The following is a 19,366-nucleotide window of genomic DNA, read 5'->3' on the forward strand; positions in this document are numbered from 1 at the left end:
CATCAGGGAAAATCGTTGGTCGACACCCCCGTGACCGTTGCGGGTGGTCGTGACGAAGTGGCTGTGGGGCAACCCACCGACCCTGGTGTAGGTCTGAGGGGAGACAACATGGCGGCGATGAAGCCGCGGACGGGCGACGGTCCGCTGGAAGTCACCAAGGAGGGGCGGGGCATCGTCATGCGGGTCCCGCTGGAGGGCGGTGGCCGGCTCGTCGTCGAGATGACTCCCGACGAGGCCAACGCGCTCGGTGACGCACTGAAGGCAGCGGCCGGCTGAGTAAGGAGTGCTCCGGGCGGCTCACGCCGCCCGGAACGTTCTTCAGGCCCTGAGCCACCGGAATCACCGGTGGCTCAGGGTCTTCAACGCTGTGGGCAGGTGGCTTCGCCGCCGGCCCGCGACACTTTCCTGGAGGTGCGGTTCCGCGTGCTCGCCATCCGTCTGATCGCCGAGCCCGACCGGCTCGACGTCCTCGTCCTGCCCGTCCGCCCCGCCGATTCGACGGCGGAAGGTGACACCTCGGCCGAGCCCGTGTCGACCGCGGTGGCGGGCCCGGACGGCACGGCCGACGATGCGGCAGCGCTGGCGTCAGCGGCCCGACTGACGGGCCGAGCCGGCGAGATCCACACCCAGGTGCGCCCCGGGCGTACCCCTGGCCGGTTGCTGCTGCTCGGCATCGGCGACGGCGGCGAGGCGGCCTGGCGGACGGCCGGCGCGGCCCTGGCCCGCTCAGCTTCGGCTGAGACGCATATCACCATCGCGCTGCCGGCCGAGGTCACCCCGGCCGCCGTTCGCGGACTGACCGAGGGGCTGCTGCTCGCCCCGTACCGGTTCCGACTCACCGAGGCCGGCGACCGACCGTCGCTCACCGACGTCGACCTGCTGCTCGACGACCCGACCGGGTACGAGGACATCGTCGCCACGGCCCGGACCACTGCCGCGATGACCCACCTCGCCCGGGACCTGACCAACACCCCCTCCTCGGTGAAGACCCCGCAGTGGTTCGCCGATCAGGTAGCCTCCGCCGCAGCCGACCTTCCGGACCTGCGGTTGCGGGTCCGTGGCCCGGCCGAACTCGCCACCGAGGGCTTCGGCGGGATCCTCGCCGTGGGCGGTGGCTCCGCCAGCGGACCCCGGCTCGTCGAACTCGACTGGCACCCCTCCAACGCGCGCACCCACGTGGTGCTGATCGGCAAGGGCATCACCTTCGACACCGGCGGCATCTCGATCAAGCCGGTGGCGTCGATGAAGCTGATGCGCAAGGACATGGCCGGCGCGGCCGCCGTCGTCGCCGCCACACTGGGCGCCGCCGCGCTGCGGCTGCCGGTCCGGATCACCACGTTGGCCCCGCTGGCCGAGAACATGGTCAGCGGCTCGGCGTTCCGCCCCGGCGACGTCATCCGGCACTACGGCGGTACGACCAGCGAGACGACCAACTCCGACGCCGAGGGTCGGCTGGTCCTCGCCGACGCGCTGGCGTACGCGGTGCAGCAGCTCAAGCCGGACCTGCTGCTCGACCTGGCCACGCTCACCGGCGCCAACTCGGTGGCGCTGGGCAAGCGCACCGCCGCCCTGTACAGCGAGAACGACGAACTGGCCGCCGGCGTGCTGGCGGCGGCCGAGGCGGCCGGCGAGTCGGCGTGGCGGATGCCGCTGCACACCGACTACGTCGAGTACCTCGGCAGCGAGATCGCCGACCTCTACAGCGCACCGACGCAGGGTGCCGGCTCGGTGCTGGCGGCGCTCTACCTGCGCGAGTTCACCGGCGACCTACGGGACCGCTGGCTGCACCTGGACATGTCCGCCCCGTCCTGGGCCGACGGCGACCAGGCCGAGGTCAGCCGCGGGGCCACCGGGTGGGGCGTCCGTTCGTTGCTGCGCTGGCTCGCCGACGTCAACTAGGGCGCGGGTCAGAGCCTCGGGGCGACCGAGGCTCTGACCCGTCCTGGGCTCGGATCAGCACTTCACCGCGGCGAGCAGCCCGTGCCCGACCGGAAGCAGCGCGGGAATCCAGTGCTCCGACTCCCGGACCGCCTTGATCGTCTCGCGAACCGTCACCGTCTCCGCGTCCCGGGCGGCCGGGTCGCCGATCCGGCCGCTGGCCAGCACGCCGTTGAGCGCCAGCACACCCCCCGGGCGCAACAGCCGCAGTGCCGCCTCCACACAGGCATGGAAGCCGGTCGCCTCCGCGTCCACGAAGACCAGGTCGTACGCACCGTCGGCGAGCCGGGGCAGCACGTCGAGCGCCCGACCGGTGATGATCCGGGTGCGCCCGGCCGCGAAACCCGCCTCAGCGAAGATTCGTCGGGCGATCCGCTGGTGCTCGACCTCCACGTCGATGGTGGTGAGCACGCCGTCGGCGCGCATGCCGCGCAGCAACCAGACGCCGCTGACCCCGGTGCCCGTGCCGATCTCCACCACCGCACGGGCATTGCCGGCGGCGGCCAGCAGCCGCAGCGCCGCCCCCGCGCCGGGGGTGACCGCGTCGAGGCCCACCTCGCGGGCCAGGCTGCGGGCGGTACGCAGAACGAGATCCTCGGTGACGTACGACTCGGCGAAATGCTGGGCCTGTGTCGTCGAACTGCCGGAACCGGCGACCGTGGCGATGGGGCACCTCCGGGGGCGGTGCGTGGTGCGGGGGCGGGTTGGCACTGTGAGCGTAGAGGCGACCGTCGTGGGGCGCAGCCGCGCCTCCGCTGGAAGCGATCACCGGGGCAACCGCTGACTGCACCGCGTCCATCCGTGCAATCCTGGAGGCGGTATCCCGTCAGCCGCGACCAGACCGGCCAGTGGCCGGGCGACGCGGCGCGGGATCCGGGGACGGACTGGGAGGCACCGACGTGACCGACGGCTGGGACTGGCGCCGGGGCGGTGAGACTCCGGCTCCGGCGCGACCGCCCGGGGCAGGAGCCCCGTCGGTGGGGCCGCCGACCATGCCGGGGTCCGACCCCGCGCCCCTCGCCTCGCCTCGCAGTGGACCGACACCGGGCTGGCCGGCGCCTTCCGGCGGGCCGGCACCGAGTTGGCCGGCGTCTTCTGGCGGACCCACACCGAGTTGGCCGGCGCCGGCTGCGGGCGGGCCCAACTCGGCCGACGCGTCGGCCTGGTGGTCGGACGCGCTCGCCGACCCCTGGCGCGACCCGGCGGCCCCGACCGCGGTGGTGGTGCCCGGGGTGGTGGCCCCCGGCACCGAGCCCGAGCCGGTCACCGACCCCGATGCGCCAGGCCGGCCGACACTGCGCCACCTGTTGCTCATTCCCGTGATCACCGCGCTGCTGGCCGGCACCCTCGGCGGTGCGCTGGGCTACGCGTTCGCGGTGCGCGGCGGCGCTGGTGCGGCGGTCCTCGGTGGTGCGCCCGCGGAGGTGCCGGCGCTGGCGCAGCGCAAACCGGAGTCGCTGGCCGGGGTCGCCGAACGGGTCCTGCCCAGCGTGGTCACCGTCCGGGTGAGCAGCCTCGGCGGGACCAGTGAGGGCTCCGGGTTCATCGCCACCGCCGACGGTCATGTGATCACCAACGACCATGTGGTGGCCGGCGGCACCGGCAAGGCATCGGTGGTCTTCAACGACGGCAGCACCGCGCCGGCGACCATCGTCGGTCAGGACGCGGAGTCGGACATCGCGGTGATCAAGGTGAGTCGCCCCGGGCTGCGACCTGTGGAGTTCGGCGACTCCGACGCGCTGGCGGTCGGCGACCCGGTGCTCGCCATCGGCTCGCCGTTGTCGCTGGCCAACACGGTCACCGCCGGCATCGTGAGTGCGCTGGACCGGACGATGCAGGCCGGCGAGCCGGGCGGCCCGGTGCGTTACTACGCCGCCATCCAGACCGACGCCGCGGTCAATCACGGCAACTCGGGCGGCCCACTTGTCGACGGCGCCGGCCGGGTGGTCGGAGTGAACTCCACCATCAAGTCGCTTGTCACCGAGGGGCAGGAGGCGGGCAACATCGGGCTCGCCTTCGCCATCCCGATCAACCAGGCCAAGCGGGTGACCCAGGACATCATCGGCACCGGCAAGGCCCGGCGTACGGTGATCGGCGCCCGGGCGGACGGCCCGACCGGCGTCGTCGGGGGTGGCCTGCGGCTGGCCGAGGTGGAACCGTCCGGCCCCGCGGACGGCGCCGGGCTGAAGGTCGGCGACGTGATCCTCAAGATCAACGGTCGGCCGATGACCGAGCCGACGGACCTGACCGCGTTGGTCCGCAAGTACGCGCCGGGCTCGGTGGTGACAGTCGAGTATCGGCGGGGCTCCACCCGGCAGAACACCTCGGTAACTCTCGCCGCGGACGCGAAGTGAACAGCGGCGCACCCCTTGCCCGAAAGCCGTCCGGCGTGCGTAGTCTTGCTGCTGACGCCGAGAGGAGGCCCGCGGGATGCTCGACAACCTGAACTGGTGGGAGATCGGTGCGCTGCTGCTCCTGGCGCTGCTGATCTTCGGCGACCGGCTCCCCGCCGTGATCACCGACGGCCTGCGGTTGGTGCGCAACCTGCGCAACATGGCCCGCAACGCCACCGGCGACCTGAGCCGCGAGCTGGGCACCGACATCCAGCTGGAAGACCTGCACCCGAAGGCGTTCATCCGCAAGCACCTCCTCAGCGAGGAGGACGAGGCGGCGATCCGCAAGCCGTTGCAGGGTGTCTACGACAACCTGCGCGCGGACGTCAGCGGCGTGCACAACGACCTGAAGGACGTGGCAAACGCCGCCGACCTGCGGTCGAAGGAGGCCCGGCCCGGCACTGCCACCAGCAGCCCCTCGGCGCCGGCGCCCCGCGCCAGCTACGACGACGCCACCTGACCGACCGCGCCCCGACCGGCTAGTGCCCTCGACAGGGCTAGTCCGGCCCTGCCCGGACTCGGCCGGATCGTGTCCGCCTGGGCCCGGCGCGGGCTTGATCGACTCGGGTTCCCGGAAGTCGCGGTATCCCACGCCGTTTGAGCGGCCGATTTCCTGAAACCCGAGTTGACCAGGCCGACCAGGCCGACCAGGCCCGCCAGGCCCGCCAGGCCTGCCAGTCCACACCGGCCGCCAGCCCACGTCCCGGCGGCCCGGCTGGACCGCCCACCGACGCGACTCAGCCCGCCGGCCAACAGTGGCCGACGGGCTGACGGTGTTCGCTGTGGTCAGCGGCCAGCGGGCTTGAGACCGAGTGGCTTGCCGAGCAGCGACTCACGGCGCAGGGCGAGTCGGTCGGCGATCGTGCCGAGCGCCTGCGCGGCCGGGGAGTCCGGCTCGGCCAGCACGATCGGGTTGCCGGCGTCGCCGGCCTCGCGGATCCGGGTGTCCAGTGGGATCTGACCGAGCAGCGGCACCTGCGCGCCGATGGTCCGGCTCAGCGACGCGGCAACGGCCTCACCACCGCCGGCGCCGAAGATTTCCATCCGGGAGCCGTCCGGCAGTTCCAGCCAGGACATGTTCTCGATGACGCCGACCACCCGCTGGTGGGTCTGCAGGGCGATCGACCCGGCCCGCTCCGCGACCTCGGCGGCGGCGGTCTGCGGGGTGGTGACGATCAGGATCTCCGAGTTGGGCAGCAACTGGGCCAGCGAGATGGCCACGTCACCAGTGCCCGGCGGCAAGTCGAGCAGGAGCACGTCCAGGTCGCCCCAGTAGACGTCGGCCAGGAACTGCTGCAACGCCCGGTGCAGCATCGGGCCACGCCACACGACTGCGGCGTTGCCGGACGTGAACATGCCGATGGAGATCACCTTCACGCCGTGCGACTGCGGCGGCATGATCATGTCTTCGACCCGGGTGGGCCGGGCCTCGGTGCCGAGCATCCGGGGCACCGAGTGGCCGTAGATGTCCGCGTCGACCACCCCGACGGAGAGCCCACGGGCGGCGAGCGCCGCCGCCAGGTTGACAGTGACGCTGGACTTGCCGACGCCACCCTTGCCGCTGGCCACCGCGTACACGCGGGTGCGCGAGCCGGGCTGGGCGAACGGGATGACGGGCTCCTCGGTCGCGCCGCCGCCGCGCAGCTGCGACTGCAACCCCTGCCGCTGCTCGGGGGTCATCACACCGAAGTCGATCTCCACGCCGGTGACGCCGGGCACTGCGGCGACCGCAGCGGTGATGTCGTTACGCAGCTTGTCCTTCAGTGGGCAGCCGGCGACGGTGAGCAGCAGCTCGACGCGGACGACACCGCTGGCACCGATCGTGGCGGAGCGGACCATGCCCAGCTCGGTGATGGGCCGGCGGATCTCCGGGTCGTTGACGGTGGCCAGGGCGGCCTGGATCGCGTCCTCGACGGTGCTCACGGGTGCTGACATGCCCGCAATGCTACGTCGCGGGGCATCCGTTGCCGCCGCTGCCCGGGGCGGTGTGAGCCAATCGATGACCCGTCGGTCAGCTCTCTGACCGGCGCGGGCCGGTGCCGTCCGGCCGGGCGTCCCGGGTGAAGTCGCCGTCCAAGTCGTCGCGGGGTTCTTCCAGGCCGACTCCGTCGGTCGGCCGCTGGCCACGCCGCTCCTGCCGGCTGTCCTTCTCCTGCTGGCGGCGCTCCAGCCGCTGCCGGCGTTGCCCCACCTCGTCCAGCTCCTCGGCCAGCCGGGCCAGCTCGGAGCGGAGGAAGTCGCGGGTGGCGACCTCACCCAGCGCGATCCGCAGGGCGGCGATCTCCCGGGCCAGGTACTCGGTGTCCGCCTTCTGCGCGGTGGCCCGCCGCCGGTCCTCCTCCAGGGCCACCCGGTCCCGGTCGGCCTGCCGGTTCTGGGCCAGCAGGATCAGCGGGGCCGCGTAGCTGGCCTGCAACGACAGCACCAGGGTCAGGAACGTAAAGGTGTACGGGTCGAAGCGCAGGTCCGTCGGGGCCAGGGTGTTCCAGACGAACCAGATCGCGATCACCACAGTCATGACGACGATGAAGTTCGCGGTGCCCATGCCCCGGGCGATGCCCTCGGACCACCTACCGAACGCCTCCGCGTCGAACCGGGGCAGCTTGACGCCCCGGGGCTCGCGTGGCTGGTCGAGACGCTCCGTCCGACGCTGGTCAGCCATCTGCGCCGTCCAGCGCAGGGTCGGTGGTGCCCGGGGCGGCCAGGGCGTCGCGGTCCCGCCAGTCCCGGGGCAGCGAGTGGTCCAGCACGTCGTCCACCGTCACGGCGCCGACCAGCCGGTTGTTGCGGTCGATCACCGGCATGGCGACCAGGTCGTAGGTGGCCATCCGGCGGGTGATCTCCGGCAGTGGCGTGGTGGGGCGCAGCGGGTCGATGTCGTTGACCACCACCTTGCCCAGCAGGTCGGCAGGGGGTTCGCGCAGCAGCGCCTGGAAGTGCACCATGCCCAGGTAGCGGCCGGTCGGCGTGTTCTGCGGTGCCCGGGTCACGAAGACCTGCGCGGCGACGGCGGGGGACAGCTGCGGCTCCCGGATCCGGGCCAGCGCCTCGGCGACTGTGGCGTCCGGCGGCAGGATGACCGGCTCCGAGGTCATCACACTGCCCGCCGTGCCGGGGGTGTACTTCAGCAGCTGGCGTACCGGGTCGGCCTCGTCCGGCTCCATCAGGTCCAGCAGCACGTCCTGCTCGGGTGGGGGCAGTTCGTTGAGCAGGTCCGCGGCGTCGTCCGGGTCCATCTCCTCCAGGACGTCGGCCGCCCGCTCCCGGTCGAGGGCGGCGAGGATCTCCACCTGGTCGTGCTCCGGCAACTCGCTGAGCACGTCGGCCAGTCGCTCGTCGTCCAGCGCGGCCGCTACCTCGTTGCGCCGCGCGTCGGGCAGATCCTGCAACGCGTTGGCCAGGTCGGCGGGGCGCATGTCCTCCAGGACGGCGAGCAGGTTCGCCGTACCCCGGTTGTCGGCGATGCCGCTGAGCCCGCGCACCCGGTCCCACTCGACCTGGTGCAGGTGGCCGCGGCGGCTGAGCCGACCGGTCTGCTCGCGTACGGCGACACGGGTCAGCGACCACTCGCCACCCCGGGTGCACTCCATCGCGACGTCAACGACAGCGCCGGGCTGGCCGCCCGGGTCGAGTTGCACCCGTCGGTCGAGCAGTTCCTGGAGCACCAGCAGCTCGTTCGGGCGCTTCTCGAACCTGCGCAGGTTGAGGGTGCCGGAGCCGAGCACGACGGCGTCCGCGTCGATGGAGGTGATCCGGTTGATGGACAGGAAGATCCGACGACGCATCGGCATCTCGGCGACGAGGCCCACCACCTCCGGCGGACGCTTCGTCGCCCGCAGCCGTGCCACGGCGTCACGAACCCGCCCCACCTGATCGCCGTTCGGGTCGAAGACGGCGACTCCGGCGAGACGGGCGATGTAGACCCGGGTCGGCGTACTCACGGGCACCAGCCTAAGCGCCTAGTGTTTATCAACATGTCGACCTTGGCCTACGAGATCGTGGACGTCTTCACCGATCGCCCCTTCGCCGGCAACCCGCTGGCAGTGGTGTTCGGCGCGGAGGCGCTGGCCACCGAGCAGATGCAGGCGCTCGCGTTGGAGTTCAACCTGTCCGAGACGGTGTTCGTGCTGCCTCCAACCCAGGCCGGCGTCACCTACCGGGCCAGGATCTTCACTCCGGTGGAGGAGTTGCCGTTCGCCGGGCACCCCAGCGTCGGCGCGGCGGTCACCGCCTGCCGGCGGGGGATGTTCGGTGTGGGGCAGGTCACCCAGGAGTGCCGGGCCGGTGTGCTGCCGATCGAGGTGACCGCGTCCGGGGCGACGCTGACGGGTGGCGCCCCGACCCTCGGGCCGGAGCTGGACCCGGAGCCGTTGCTGGAGATCGCCGGGTTGGTCGCCGACGACCACGTCGGGCCCGCGCCACGGGTCGCCGGCTGCGGGCTGGAGTTCCCGTACCTGCCGGTGCGGCCGGAGTCGGTGGCCCGCGCCCGGGTGGACCCGGCGGCGGCGCAGCGGTACGGGGTGTCGCACGTCAGCGTCTTCTCCTGGGACGAGGCCGCGCAAACCGCGCACGCCCGGGTCTTCGTGCCGGGGATCGGCGTTCCGGAGGACCCGGCGACCGGTTCGGCGGCGCTCGGCCTTGGTGTCTGGCTGGTGGCGAGTGGTCTGCTGCCCGGCGAGGGGCGGTCGGAGTACGCGGTCCGTCAGGGCGTGGAGATGAACCGCCCGTCCGCGTTGGCCTGCACGGTCACCGCGGCGAACGGGGTGGCGGTCGGCGCGACGGTCGCCGGCCAGGTGGTGCCGGTGGCCCGCGGCGAGATCGCCGTGCCGCCGTTCGTGGGCTGAGCGGAGGCGCGGATGCGGGAGGATGCGGGTGTGACGGACGAGGACGCCCCCGAGGGCACCCCACTGGTCGACGAGGCGATGAAGAAGGCCGCCGTGGCCTGGGTCAGCGTTGCCGGAGGGCCGGCGCTCGCGCTCTGGTGCGCCCCGCTGGAGGGCGCGCTGCTGGTGGTCAGCGGGCCGGGCGAGCAGGCAGCACCGGGTCTGGCCGACGCGACCGAAGCCCAGGTCACCCTGCGCGGCGACCACGGCGGTCGGATCGTCACCTGGCCGGCCCGGGTGAGCCGGTTGCAGCCGGGCACCGAGGCGTGGGACGTCACAGCGCCGCTGGTGGCGGCGAAACGGCTCAACGCGCCCGGTCCGACCGCCGACCTGGTGGCCCGGTGGGCGGCTGACGGATGCGCTGTGAACCGGCTCGCCCCGGCCGGTACGCCGCTGGCCGGGGCGGAGTTGCCGGCCGATGCGCAGGCCGAGCCGCCCCGGGCGACTCCCGCGGTCCGGGCCACCCGCAAGCCGTTCCGGCTGCACCGGGTCCGCCGACGCTGATCGGTTGATCAGCCGGCTCGCCCGCCGACGCCTGCCACCGCGGCGTCGGCGTCGACGAGGGCGAGCACCTCGACCAGTGTGCCGAGCGTGGGGCCGCGCCAGTCCCGGTCGGCGTTGAACACCATGTGCGTGACCAGATCCGGTGCGGCGAGCCGGACGGCGGTCATCCCGGCCCGCTCGGCGCCGGTCAACTCCTGGCTGCCGCCGTCGCCGACGTACAGGCAGTCGCCCGGCGCGAGCCCGAGCCGGTGGCAGGCCGTCAGGTAGAGCGTCGGATCCGGTTTGCACCGCCCGACCTGCACCGAGAAGACCCGTACGTCGAGCAGGGGGGCGACCGCGAGCTGCGGCAGGAAGGCCGGCAGTTCGTGCGTACAGTCGCTGATCACGCCGGTGCGCAGGCCGCGCTGGCGCAGGGCCGCCAGCACCGGCACCGCGTCGGCCCGTAGCCACGTGTCGGCGCGGACCGCCCGGTGCCGGGACGCCACCGCCGCCCGCACCGCATGGTCACTCGGGTGTACGCCGACCTGGGCGCAGACCCAGCGCAGGGTCGCCTCCGCGTCGCCGAGCCGGCCGCTGGCCCGCTCGTAGTAGGTGCGGTTCAGCACCTCGGTCAAGATCTCGGTGGGACACCCGAGCAGTTCGGCGGTGCCGACGTGCGCGACACCGCGTTGTACCGACCGGGTCAGGGTGCCGAAGAAGTCGAACAGCACCGCCTGGTAGCTGGGCATGAGGGGAGCGCCTCCGGGCGGTCGAGGGTCGCCGGCGCGAACCCGCGTGATCGTAACGGAGTGATGACCCTCCGTGCTGACCGTCATACGTGTGAGGATTACGTCCCGTGCCCCCACCTTCGCCCCGGCCGTCTCTGGACCCGCTGACCACCGGTGCGGTCGGGTTGGCGGTGGTCGCCGTGTCGTCGTCCGCGCCGCTGATCGCGTACGCCGCCGCCCCCGCCCTGGCCATCGCGTTCTGGCGCAACCTGCTCGCGGTGGCAGTGCTGAGCCCTTTCGCGCTGGCCCGACGCCGCGCAGAGTTCCGCCGGCTGACAGTGGGCGTGGGTCGGCGGGAGGGGCTGTTCTGCGTCCTGTCCGGGGTCGCCCTGGCCGGGCACTTCGCGACCTGGGTGCCGAGTGCCCAACTCACCTCGGTCGCCACGTCCACCGCCCTGGTCGCCACCCAACCGGTCTGGCAGGGGCTGATCGCCCGCGCCCAGGGGCGTCCGCTGCCCCGGGTGGTGTGGATCGGCATCGCGGTGGCGGTCGGCGGCGCGGCGGTCGCCACCGGGGTCGACGTGGGAGTCTCCGGCCGCGCCGTCCTCGGTGACGTCCTGGCGCTGATCGGCGCCATGTTCGCCGCCGTCTACACCGCCTTCGGGGAACGGGCCCGGGTCAGCATCAGCACCACCACCTACACCACCATCTGCTACGGGATCTGCGCGCTGATCCTGCTGGCCCTGTGCCTGGTCGGCGGCGTACGGCTGACCGGCTTCGACGGGCGTACCTGGCTGGCCATCCTGGCCCTGGTGGCGGGTGCCCAGCTGCTCGGGCACTCGATGTTCAACTACGCCCTGCAGAAGATCCCGGCGACCACCGTGAGCGTGCTGATCCTGCTGGAGGCGCCGGGCGCGGCTCTGCTCGGTTGGGCCTGGCTGGGTCAGGTGCCCCGCCCGTACGCGCTGCTCGGGATGGCGCTGCTGCTGGTCGGGGTGGCGGTGGTGGTGCTCGGCGGCGGCCGGGCCGCTCGCCGGCCCGCACCCGTCGCGCTGCCGGCCGACCCGACGCCGCTGAACGACTGATCGCAGGCCGTGGCCCGACGTGAGGAAGTGGACGCTGGTTCCCTCCGCAGCGGGTCCGCCCGGTGTCTGTTCGGGTGAGGAGGGCGATCCGTTGACGACTGAGGACCGCACCCGGGACGGCTTTGCCGACTTCGTCCGGGCCGAAACCGCTGGGCTGACCCGGTTCGCATACCTGCTGAGTGGCGATCGGGCTCGGTGGTGTCGAGGTCGGTCTGTCGTCCGAGGTCAGCTCACGGTCGGTGGCTGCCGTACTAACATCACCGGCATGGTCGATGACGGACGCGAAAGCTGGTTCAAGCGGTTCCACCCGACCAGCGAGGCCCGCACCACACTGCTGTGCCTGCCGTACGCCGGCGGATCGGCGAGTTTCTTCCTTCCCCTGGCCCGGTCCATCGGGCCGGATGTGGAAGTGCTGGCGGTGCAGTACCCCGGCCGGCAGGACCGGTGGCGGGAACCGTTCATGTCGGGCATCCCGGCCCTCGCAGACCGGATCGCTGCGCTGCTCGTCGAGCCGGACGGCCGGGACCTGGCCATCTTCGGGCACAGCATGGGCGCGAGTATCGCCTTCGAGGTGACGACCCGCCTGGAAGCAGCCGGTCGAGACGTGTCCGTGCTGTTCGTCTCCGGCCAGCGTGCACCGTCGCGCCACCGTTCCGACGGTGTGCACCTCCGGTCCGACGCGGCCATCCTCACCGAACTGCAGACACTCGACGGTCCCGGCGCGGCGTTGATGAGCGACGCCGAGGTCGCCCGGATGTTCCTGCCGGTGATCCGCAACGACTATCGCGCCTTGGAGACGCACCGGCCCGACCCGGACGCCCGGGTGCAGGCCCCGGTGACTGCTTTCGCCGGCGAGCAGGACCCACGCGTGCTGGTGTCCGAGGTGGCCGACTGGAACCGGCACACGAGCGGCGAGTTCGCTCTGCACCTGTACCGGGGCGGACACTTCTTCCTGTCGAGCCACCAGGTCGACATGACCCGCCGGATGCGCGAGGCCTTGCGTGCGGTGGCCCGCACGTAAGAGGGGCGTCACCAGCCGGGGGTGGACGGGCAGCGGCCGCTGTCAGGGAATCTGCAGGCTGCGGAAGCGACGCTGGAAGTAGACGGCGGGAAGACTCTCGTTCATCCGTGCGTCGGTCACCTCGCCGACCAGGATGGTGTGGTCGCCTGCGTCGTACCGCACCGACGCGTCGCAGTCGATCGTGGTGCAGGAGTCGGACAGCGCGGGGGAGCCGTCAGCGTTGGGCACGAAGTGCCCACCGGCGAACTTGTCGGCGCCGCGGGTGCCGAACCGCCTGGCGAGTTCCTCCTGCTCGGCGTGCAGCACGTGGATGGTCCAAGATTCCGCCGTGAGGAAGGCGGGGTGGCATTCGGCCGTTTTCGCCAGGCACACCAGGACGAGCGGCGGGGTGGCCGAGGCCGAGCAGAAGGACGTGGCGGTGAAGCCCCACCACTCGCCCGAGTGGTCCCGGGTCGTGACGATCGTGACGCCGCTCGGATATCTCGCCATGGCTTCACGGAATCGTTGGCCGAGGTCGACCGCTGTCCCGGACGACGGATCCGATGTCATCGGGGTCGTTTTCATAGAGGCAGATCGTAGCTCACGGCAGCATGCTCTCGAGGGCCCCGACGAAGCCGTAGGTCCACATGCGACAGCCATCGTGTCGAGCCGTGGATCCGTATCGTCTCGCCTCCGGCGAGCGTGATTTACGGGCGCTTACGCCCTCGATGGCATCGGGACTCGCCGCTGTCGACACGCGCTTCAAGCGTTCATGGGCGTCGCTGTCGGCCGATGAGGGCAGCCGCCGACGACCCGCGCAAGATCAGTCCAGCGTGTACTGTACGGCCCCATGGATTCCCTCCTTGATGGTGCGATCCGCATCAACGACATCGAAGTGCGTGCGCACGGTGGGCTGTCTACCCCGGAGAACCTGGAAGACGGCGTCATCTACATCCACAAGGATGCGGACTTCATCGAGCGCGAAAACGCGGTGCTCGACCGGGCGCACACGCGACGGATGGTCGAGATCGGCCTGCTGCACGGCGGCGACGCGATCTACTGGACCGAGCGTCACCAGCTCGAACGTCTCTGTGCGATCGACATCGAGAAGACGCCGTCACTGGCGGACTACATCAAGCGGAATTCCCTGGAAGACCGGATTCGTCTGCATAGCGGTGTTTCCCAGGACGACCACGCGGCGCTCTCCGCCATCATCGCCGAGGACTTCGACGGCGAGCCGATCGATGCGGTTATCGACGACGCGTCGCATTTCTACGGCGAGACGCGCGCGACGTTCGAGTCGGTGTTCCCATTTCTCCGGCCCGGCGGTGCGTACATCATCGAGGACTGGGCGTGGGGTCACACCCACGACTGGCCGGAAGAGCTGATGGCCGAGCTGCCGCTGATGTCGCCGCTGCTGAGCGAGCTGATGCTGATTGTCGCCCACATGACTGACGTCATCCGCAGCATCGAGGTCGACCGGAACTTCGCCGTGGTCTGGCGTGGAGATCATTCACTTCCGACGGATGGCTCCTTCCGGCTGGCCGACCACATGCGTACGCGCGGTTTCACCATCGCGCTGTAGCGCTCGCCGGAGTGGCCGGGATCGAGGCCAGCCGGATGATCGCCGAGAGCGCTCGGTCGTTGATGCCCTTCTGGGCGGTGTGGGCGGGTCTCGCCGGCCGCTGCCGCACGCGACCGGGCGGCCCGGCGGGCACTCCGTTTATACTGGCCACGTGGCTGATCCACGGGGTGGCGGGATGAGGCGGGGTGGCGGGATGAGGCCCGGCCCCGGCGCTCCTGACCGCTACCACGAGCTGAGTGAACGTGACGTCCGGCAGCGTGAGCTCTCGCAGAACCTTCTGCGGGGCCGCGCGGCCGCCGAGGAGTTCCTGGACCGGGTGGACCTCGGGCCGGACGATCTCTGCGTCGAGGTGGGCGCCGGCGACGGAGTGATCACCGAACCGCTCGCCCGGATGTGTGGCGAGGTGGTTGCCTATGAGCTGGATGATCGTCTGGCCGAGCGGCTGAAGGATCGGCTGCGCAACGCTCCCAACGTGCACATCCTGGTCGGCGACTTCCTCGACGCGTGGCCGCCGACCGTACCGTTCCAACTGGTCGGCAATGTGCCGTTCTCGATCACCAGCGCCATCGTCGATTGGGGTCTGAACGCGGAGCAGATGATGGCGACGACCATCATCACCCAGCTTGAGTACGCGAAGAAGCGGACCGGCGCCTACGGGCGGTGGAGTCTGGTCACCGTCAGCAGCTGGCCAACCTTCCGATGGGAACTGCGCGGTGTGATCTCGCGGACCCAGTTCCGGCCGGTTCCCCGGGTCGACGCCGGGGTCCTGCACATCGAACGCCGGCCCGAGCTGCTCATCTCGCCGGGTAGCTATCCCCGCTACCTGCGCATGGTCGAGCTGGCCTTCGGCGGGGTCGGTGGTTCGGTGCATGCTTCGTTGCGGCGTCTGTACTCCACGCCCGTGCTGGATGCTGCGTTCTCCGCGGCGCGGATCGACCGCTCCGTCGTGGTGGCGTTCGTGCACCCGGACCAATGGATCGATCTGCACAACGCGCTGGAGAGCCGCGGCCGAGGCTCGCGACGGGATCATCGCGATGGGAGCTCGCGCCGTCAGCAGGGTGGCCGATCGGGGTCCACGCGGCGTCGGCGGTCCTAGGTAGCGCGAACGCCGCGTCGGCACGATCTGCTGACGTTCGGTCTCGCTCGCGCTGATCGGCAGCGGGCGCGGCGCGGTCCGGAATCCCTGTGGTCGGAAATCCGGCAGAAATCCGGGTGCCGCTGCGCCCCCACCGGCGCCGAACCAGTTCTGCACGATCAACAGATATCTATCCACCGCCGCGAACCACGGCATCCACCTCTTCGAAGCCCTCGCCATGCTCGCCGAGGGCGACCCCATGGATGCCCGGTACCGCGTAACCGCACCTCGGTCAACCGGATACCTAACAAGATACGGTCCGTCAACCGTCCACAGGTGAGACACTGTGCATCGTCGTCGATAGTCGTAGCACTTCCGTGTGGCGTGTACCGTCGTGTACGGTCCTGACCGAGTCGAGTTTGGACGACCGCGGGGGTCAATGTGGTACTTAAAGTTCCGGCTGATGACGGTCTGTCTGCTTTGGAGCAAGCGGGCCGTGCTGTTGCTACCGCCGGGGCAGCTGGATCCGGGTCCGTGTTCACCCAGAATCTCGCGCCTGTTTCGCTGATTGATTCCGTCGTTTTCGGTGACCATGACTGGCTCGAGAACAGCGTCGAGTGGCAGGCTGACCTGCGGTTGGAGCTCGTCCGTGAGGCGTTCGCGCACCACTTGGCGTCCTGTCCCCAATACGCGTCTTTCGCCGACCGTAAAGGCGTGACGGCCGAGCACATTCAGACCGTCGACGATCTGGTCCGCATTCCGCAGTTGCCGACTTCGGTTTTCAAAAGGCAGCGTGTACTAAGTGTCCCGCCCGATGAAATCGTGATGAACTTCACGAGCAGTGGGACCTCAGGGACCAAAAGTGTCATTCATCGTGACGGAGTCACGCTGCACCGACTCTGCGGCATGATGCGGTCGGACAGTCCGCTATTCGGCAATTATCTCGACGGCATGGACGAGACGAACAGCACGATCATCAACCTCGGCCCGTCCCGTAGCGATTCTGGGAACGTCTGGTTCAGCTATGTGATGAGTCTGCTGGAGCAGATGGCGCCGATGCAGAGCTATGTCGTGGGTTCCGACCTACTTCTCAAAGAAGCCGTGGACGACGTCCGCCGGTCACTTGTCGAGATGGACAAGGTGTTCGTGGTCGGTCCACCGTTCCTGGTGTCCGACTTCTGCCAAGAGGTCATCGGCGCGGGCGCACCACTTGAGGGTGGCGACTCCCTGTTCGTGTTCACCGGCGGTGGATGGAAGAACCGCGAGTCGGAGCGGATGGACCGGCACGAGTTCAACAAGGTGGTCGGCGAGGCGCTGAGCCTGGCTGACCCCCTGCAGATCCGCGATGTGTTCAACCAGGTCGAGCTCAACACACTGCTCGTCGAGTGTGAGCATCACCGGAAGCACGTGCCGCCGTGGGTGCATGCGTTCACCCGCGACCCGGTGACATTCGAGCCGCTGCCCGACGGGGAGGCCGGCGTCCTGTGTTTCTCCGACGCCACAGCTAAGAGCTATCCCTGCTTCCTGGTGGGCGACGACGTCGCCCGCGTGCTGTCCGGCGTCTGTGACTGTGGTCGGCCGGGCGTCACGATGGAACTAGTGCGCCGCCTTCGGGGGTCTTCGCATGCAGGTTGTGCCGAAACCATCAGATCCACAGTGCAAGCCGACTGACGAGATGCCGAATCAGCCCTGGGGCGCGGATACGCGCCGGGCTACCGCCGCCGCTTAGGAACGGATGGCTGGCGGTCTTCCACCATTCTTCCTGTACCAGCGAGAGCAAGGTGCCCTGCAGCCATGAAAACGGAACGCCTCGACGCCTGGACGTCTGAGGGGCGACGCGTCGCGGTCTGGCGCAGTGCCCCGGAGGATTTCGCTCCGGATGCCCCTATCGTCGTGATGAGCCCTGGGTTCGCCCGGAGGATGCGCGACGTCGGAAGTATCGCGCTGTGCCTCGTCGGCAACGGTGCGATCGTCTACCGGTTCGACTCCATCGACCACATCGGCCTGAGCGATGGCGACATCAGGAACTTCACACTCACGGGTATGCGGCAGAGCATGATCGCGGCTATCGAGCTGGCGCGCGCGACCGAGAACCGACGCGGAGTCCGGCTGGTGGCCATGAGTCTCGCCAATCTTGCCGCCTACCAGGTCGCCGCCGAAGACAAGGACATCGAGCGGATCATGGCGCTCTCCGGCGTCGTCGACGGTCACCGGACCATCACTGAGGTCACCGGTCGCGACTACCTGTCGATGGCCCGGGAGGAACTCCCGGCGATCCTTCCGGTCATGGGGCACGACGTGGACCCGGTGCCGTTGTGGACCGACTCGCGCGAAACGCGCTGCCTGTCGTACGAGCGCACCATCAGATCCCTCAAGGCGATCTCCGCTCCGGTGGCGAACTGCGTTGCCGAAGGCGATCCTTGGGTCGATGTAGGTGAGTGCACGACCGCCTACACCGATGGCGACGGCGGCGAGCGGCTGGTCATCAAGTTGCCATACTCCGGACACGATCTGGGCCGGAATCCGGTCGCCGTGATGACCATCCTGGAGCGGATGGCGAGCCTCGCCATCGGCAATGGGCCGATGCACGACGCAGACCCGCAGGCCGTGTTGATGCCGACCTTCGACGCGGTCCTCGAGGCGCGGATCGCCGAGCGGCAGCAGGACTTCAGCGAGCAGCGGGCAGCGAAGACCGAGGGGAGCCCGGCGGTATGAACCAGTCTGAAGAGGGAAAACCTGCTCCTCGCCTGAAACTGCCGTTCATCGTCGGGGGTAAGCGCTACGTCGCACCGGGTGAGCAGCAGGTCCTGCGTACCGAAGATCGGTGCGAGGTGATCCTGCCGGCATTCACTGCCGACGTGAAGTCGAAGATCGACGGCCTGGACCGCAACCTGCTGCGGGACGTGCCGATCCAGGACATCATCGCTTTCCTCAACCGGGTTGGCCGGAACTGGCGCAGCAGCGAGTACAGCCGTCGCCGGCTTTTCATCGCGCAGCTGCAGATGGTCCTCGGGTACTCGGAGGAGGCGGCCGAGCACGAGGCGGACTGGATCGGCGTCCTGTTCACTTCGCACGCGCGCATGCTCGATCTGCTGGACATCGAGCTGGGCAGCCGGTTCATCCTGGATGAGTGGGTGCGGTCCGACGAGGCCATGGTGCATGCGTACCCGGTCGGCCGTGTCACGCACGTGCTGCCGGGCAACGTGCCATCGTCCACGGTCATCTCGCTTCTGCGTGCCCTGCTGACCAAGAACATCTCGGTGCTGAAGGTGGCCTCCGGCGACCCGGTGACCGCCCTCTCGCTCGCGCTCAGCCTGATCGAGCTGGATGCCAGCCACCCCGTGACCAGGGCCGTGACAGTGGCTTACTGGCCGGAGGACAACGAACTGGGCGCCGAGTTGATCCGGTCGTCGGACGGGGTCGTCGCCTGGGGCTCGGCCATTGCGGTCCAGCGTGCGAAGGAGCGTTGCGGTGCCGAGGCGTCCTTCACACCGTTCGGGCCGAAACGGAGTCTTGCCCTTGTCGGCCGTGGCGCCGACCCGCACAAGGCGGCCCTCGGCGTCGCGCATGACGCCAGTCTCTACGACCAAGCCGCCTGCTTCTCCGTGCAGGAGGTCTTCGTCGAAGGCGACCTGGAGCCGTTCCTGACCGAGTTGGACGCCGGCCTGCGCCGCTACGAGTCCCTGCTGCCCCCGCGCAAGCTGAGCACGGACGAACTCGCCTACCTCAATGGGCGGCGTCTCGACCAGGAGTTCGCCGGCGGCAAGCTTTACGCCACCGCCTCCCGTGCGGCCATCTTCGTCGCCCCGGCCGATGCGCAGCTCGACCCACCGTTGGAGGCGCCGTTGCAGCGCACGGTGATCGTTCGCCCAGTCAAAGACCTGGTCGAGGCGCTTGCACATGTGGATGAAGGGGTACAGACCGTCGCAGTGGCCCCGTGGGACGTGATCGCGGAGCACCGTGACGAACTGGCGAAGCGCCGCGTCTCCCGGATCGTTGAGCTGGGTCTCAACAACGTGTTCCGGATCGGTGGAACGCATGACGGGATGCGGCCGCTCCAGCGTCTCGTCCGGTACGTCTCGCACGAGGCGCCTGCGCGCGAGTTCCCCAAGGGAATGGTCCTGCCGCTGGACCAGACGAAGATTCTCGAGAACAAGAGCTTCCAAGATGTCGTCTTCTGACGGCAGTTGCTCGAG

18 protein-coding genes and 1 pseudogene are annotated in these 19,366 nt (G+C 70.0%); 13 read left to right on the forward strand and 6 right to left on the reverse strand.

Features of this window, described 5'->3' with window-relative positions; translation table 11 throughout:
- Window positions 1-108: 108 nt before the first annotated feature.
- Both NIE79_RS31885 and NIE79_RS31890 read left to right on the forward strand, forming a co-directional pair.
- Entirely contained in the window at window positions 109-276 is a 168-nt protein-coding gene (locus tag NIE79_RS31885; protein ID WP_007455245.1) for a DUF3117 domain-containing protein, read from the forward strand.
- A 147-nt stretch (window positions 277-423) separates the two neighbouring features.
- The gene (locus NIE79_RS31890) at window positions 424-1,899 is read left to right on the forward strand and encodes a leucyl aminopeptidase family protein (protein ID WP_238682130.1); all 1,476 of its coding nucleotides are present in this window, start codon (window positions 424-426) and stop codon (window positions 1,897-1,899) included.
- 54 nt (window positions 1,900-1,953) lie between these two features.
- On the opposite strand, the gene NIE79_RS31895 is transcribed toward NIE79_RS31890, so the two are convergent.
- Entirely contained in the window at window positions 1,954-2,523 is a 570-nt protein-coding gene (locus tag NIE79_RS31895; RefSeq protein WP_145786483.1) for an O-methyltransferase, read from the reverse strand.
- Between the two features lie 299 nt (window positions 2,524-2,822).
- On the opposite strand from NIE79_RS31895, the gene NIE79_RS31900 reads away from it, so the two are divergent.
- Window positions 2,823-4,292, forward strand: a complete 1,470-nt coding sequence (locus tag NIE79_RS31900; protein ID WP_372471932.1) for a S1C family serine protease — start codon at window positions 2,823-2,825, stop codon at window positions 4,290-4,292.
- Between the two features lie 76 nt (window positions 4,293-4,368).
- Window positions 4,369-4,791 carry a twin-arginine translocase TatA/TatE family subunit gene (locus NIE79_RS31905; protein WP_238682096.1) on the forward strand — a complete coding sequence of 141 codons (423 nt, stop codon included), beginning with the start codon at window positions 4,369-4,371 and terminating at the stop codon, window positions 4,789-4,791.
- A 326-nt stretch (window positions 4,792-5,117) separates the two neighbouring features.
- Here NIE79_RS31905 and NIE79_RS31910 read toward each other — a convergent pair whose 3' ends face one another.
- The 3 genes from NIE79_RS31910 to NIE79_RS31920 form a co-directional block, all read right to left on the reverse strand.
- Window positions 5,118-6,266 carry an Mrp/NBP35 family ATP-binding protein gene (locus tag NIE79_RS31910; RefSeq protein ID WP_238682097.1) on the reverse strand — a complete coding sequence of 383 codons (1,149 nt, stop codon included), beginning with the start codon at window positions 6,264-6,266 and terminating at the stop codon, window positions 5,118-5,120.
- Between the two features lie 76 nt (window positions 6,267-6,342).
- Window positions 6,343-6,993, reverse strand: coding sequence for a DUF1003 domain-containing protein (locus NIE79_RS31915; protein WP_238682098.1), 651 nt, complete (start codon window positions 6,991-6,993; stop codon window positions 6,343-6,345).
- Window positions 6,986-8,272, reverse strand: coding sequence for a magnesium transporter MgtE N-terminal domain-containing protein (locus tag NIE79_RS31920; RefSeq protein WP_238671210.1), 1,287 nt, complete (start codon window positions 8,270-8,272; stop codon window positions 6,986-6,988). Before NIE79_RS31920 ends, NIE79_RS31915 begins: the two co-directional genes overlap by 8 nt.
- 33 nt (window positions 8,273-8,305) lie before the next feature.
- On the opposite strand from NIE79_RS31920, the gene NIE79_RS31925 reads away from it, so the two are divergent.
- Window positions 8,306-9,175, forward strand: a complete 870-nt coding sequence (locus tag NIE79_RS31925; protein WP_238682099.1) for a PhzF family phenazine biosynthesis protein — start codon at window positions 8,306-8,308, stop codon at window positions 9,173-9,175.
- Window positions 9,176-9,187: 12 nt separating this feature from the next.
- Window positions 9,188-9,718 (forward strand): hypothetical protein, encoded by a 531-nt coding sequence (locus tag NIE79_RS31930; RefSeq protein WP_238682100.1) that lies wholly within the window; start codon window positions 9,188-9,190, stop codon window positions 9,716-9,718.
- 8 nt (window positions 9,719-9,726) lie between these two features.
- Here NIE79_RS31930 and NIE79_RS31935 read toward each other — a convergent pair whose 3' ends face one another.
- On the reverse strand, window positions 9,727-10,446 hold the full coding sequence (locus tag NIE79_RS31935) for an HAD family hydrolase (RefSeq protein ID WP_238682101.1): 720 nt from the start codon (window positions 10,444-10,446) through the stop codon (window positions 9,727-9,729).
- Between the two features lie 107 nt (window positions 10,447-10,553).
- On the opposite strand from NIE79_RS31935, the gene NIE79_RS31940 reads away from it, so the two are divergent.
- Window positions 10,554-11,510, forward strand: a complete 957-nt coding sequence (locus tag NIE79_RS31940; protein ID WP_238682102.1) for a DMT family transporter — start codon at window positions 10,554-10,556, stop codon at window positions 11,508-11,510.
- Between the two features lie 91 nt (window positions 11,511-11,601).
- The gene (locus NIE79_RS31945) at window positions 11,602-12,531 is read left to right on the forward strand and encodes a thioesterase II family protein (protein ID WP_238682103.1); all 930 of its coding nucleotides are present in this window, start codon (window positions 11,602-11,604) and stop codon (window positions 12,529-12,531) included.
- Window positions 12,532-12,573: 42 nt separating this feature from the next.
- On the opposite strand, the gene NIE79_RS31950 is transcribed toward NIE79_RS31945, so the two are convergent.
- Window positions 12,574-13,020: a flavin reductase family protein gene (locus tag NIE79_RS31950; protein ID WP_238682104.1), complete on the reverse strand. Its 447-nt coding sequence runs from the start codon at window positions 13,018-13,020 to the stop codon at window positions 12,574-12,576.
- A gap of 340 nt (window positions 13,021-13,360) precedes the next feature.
- Here NIE79_RS31950 and NIE79_RS31955 point away from each other — a divergent pair, with 340 nt between their 5' ends.
- The 5 genes and pseudogenes from NIE79_RS31955 to NIE79_RS31975 all read left to right on the forward strand — a co-directional run bounded on the left by NIE79_RS31955 (window position 13,361) and on the right by NIE79_RS31975 (window position 19,351).
- Entirely contained in the window at window positions 13,361-14,095 is a 735-nt protein-coding gene (locus tag NIE79_RS31955) for a class I SAM-dependent methyltransferase (protein ID WP_238682105.1), read from the forward strand.
- Window positions 14,096-14,327: 232 nt separating this feature from the next.
- A pseudogene (erm, locus tag NIE79_RS31960) lies at window positions 14,328-15,098 on the forward strand (ErmE/ErmH/ErmO/ErmR family 23S rRNA (adenine(2058)-N(6))-methyltransferase); the annotation flags it as partial.
- Between the two features lie 606 nt (window positions 15,099-15,704).
- Complete coding sequence (locus tag NIE79_RS31965) at window positions 15,705-16,841, forward strand: LuxE/PaaK family acyltransferase (RefSeq protein ID WP_238682106.1); 1,137 nt, start codon at window positions 15,705-15,707, stop codon at window positions 16,839-16,841.
- A gap of 123 nt (window positions 16,842-16,964) precedes the next feature.
- On the forward strand, window positions 16,965-17,885 hold the full coding sequence (locus tag NIE79_RS31970) for an alpha/beta hydrolase family protein (RefSeq protein WP_238682107.1): 921 nt from the start codon (window positions 16,965-16,967) through the stop codon (window positions 17,883-17,885).
- The gene (locus NIE79_RS31975) at window positions 17,882-19,351 is read left to right on the forward strand and encodes an aldehyde dehydrogenase family protein (protein WP_238682108.1); all 1,470 of its coding nucleotides are present in this window, start codon (window positions 17,882-17,884) and stop codon (window positions 19,349-19,351) included. The genes NIE79_RS31970 and NIE79_RS31975 overlap by 4 nt, the downstream gene beginning before the upstream one ends.
- The last annotated feature ends 15 nt before the right edge of the window (window positions 19,352-19,366 follow it).

This window comes from Micromonospora trifolii, assembly GCF_022229005.1.
In the GTDB taxonomy this organism is placed as follows: Bacteria; Actinomycetota; Actinomycetes; order Mycobacteriales; family Micromonosporaceae; genus Micromonospora; species Micromonospora trifolii.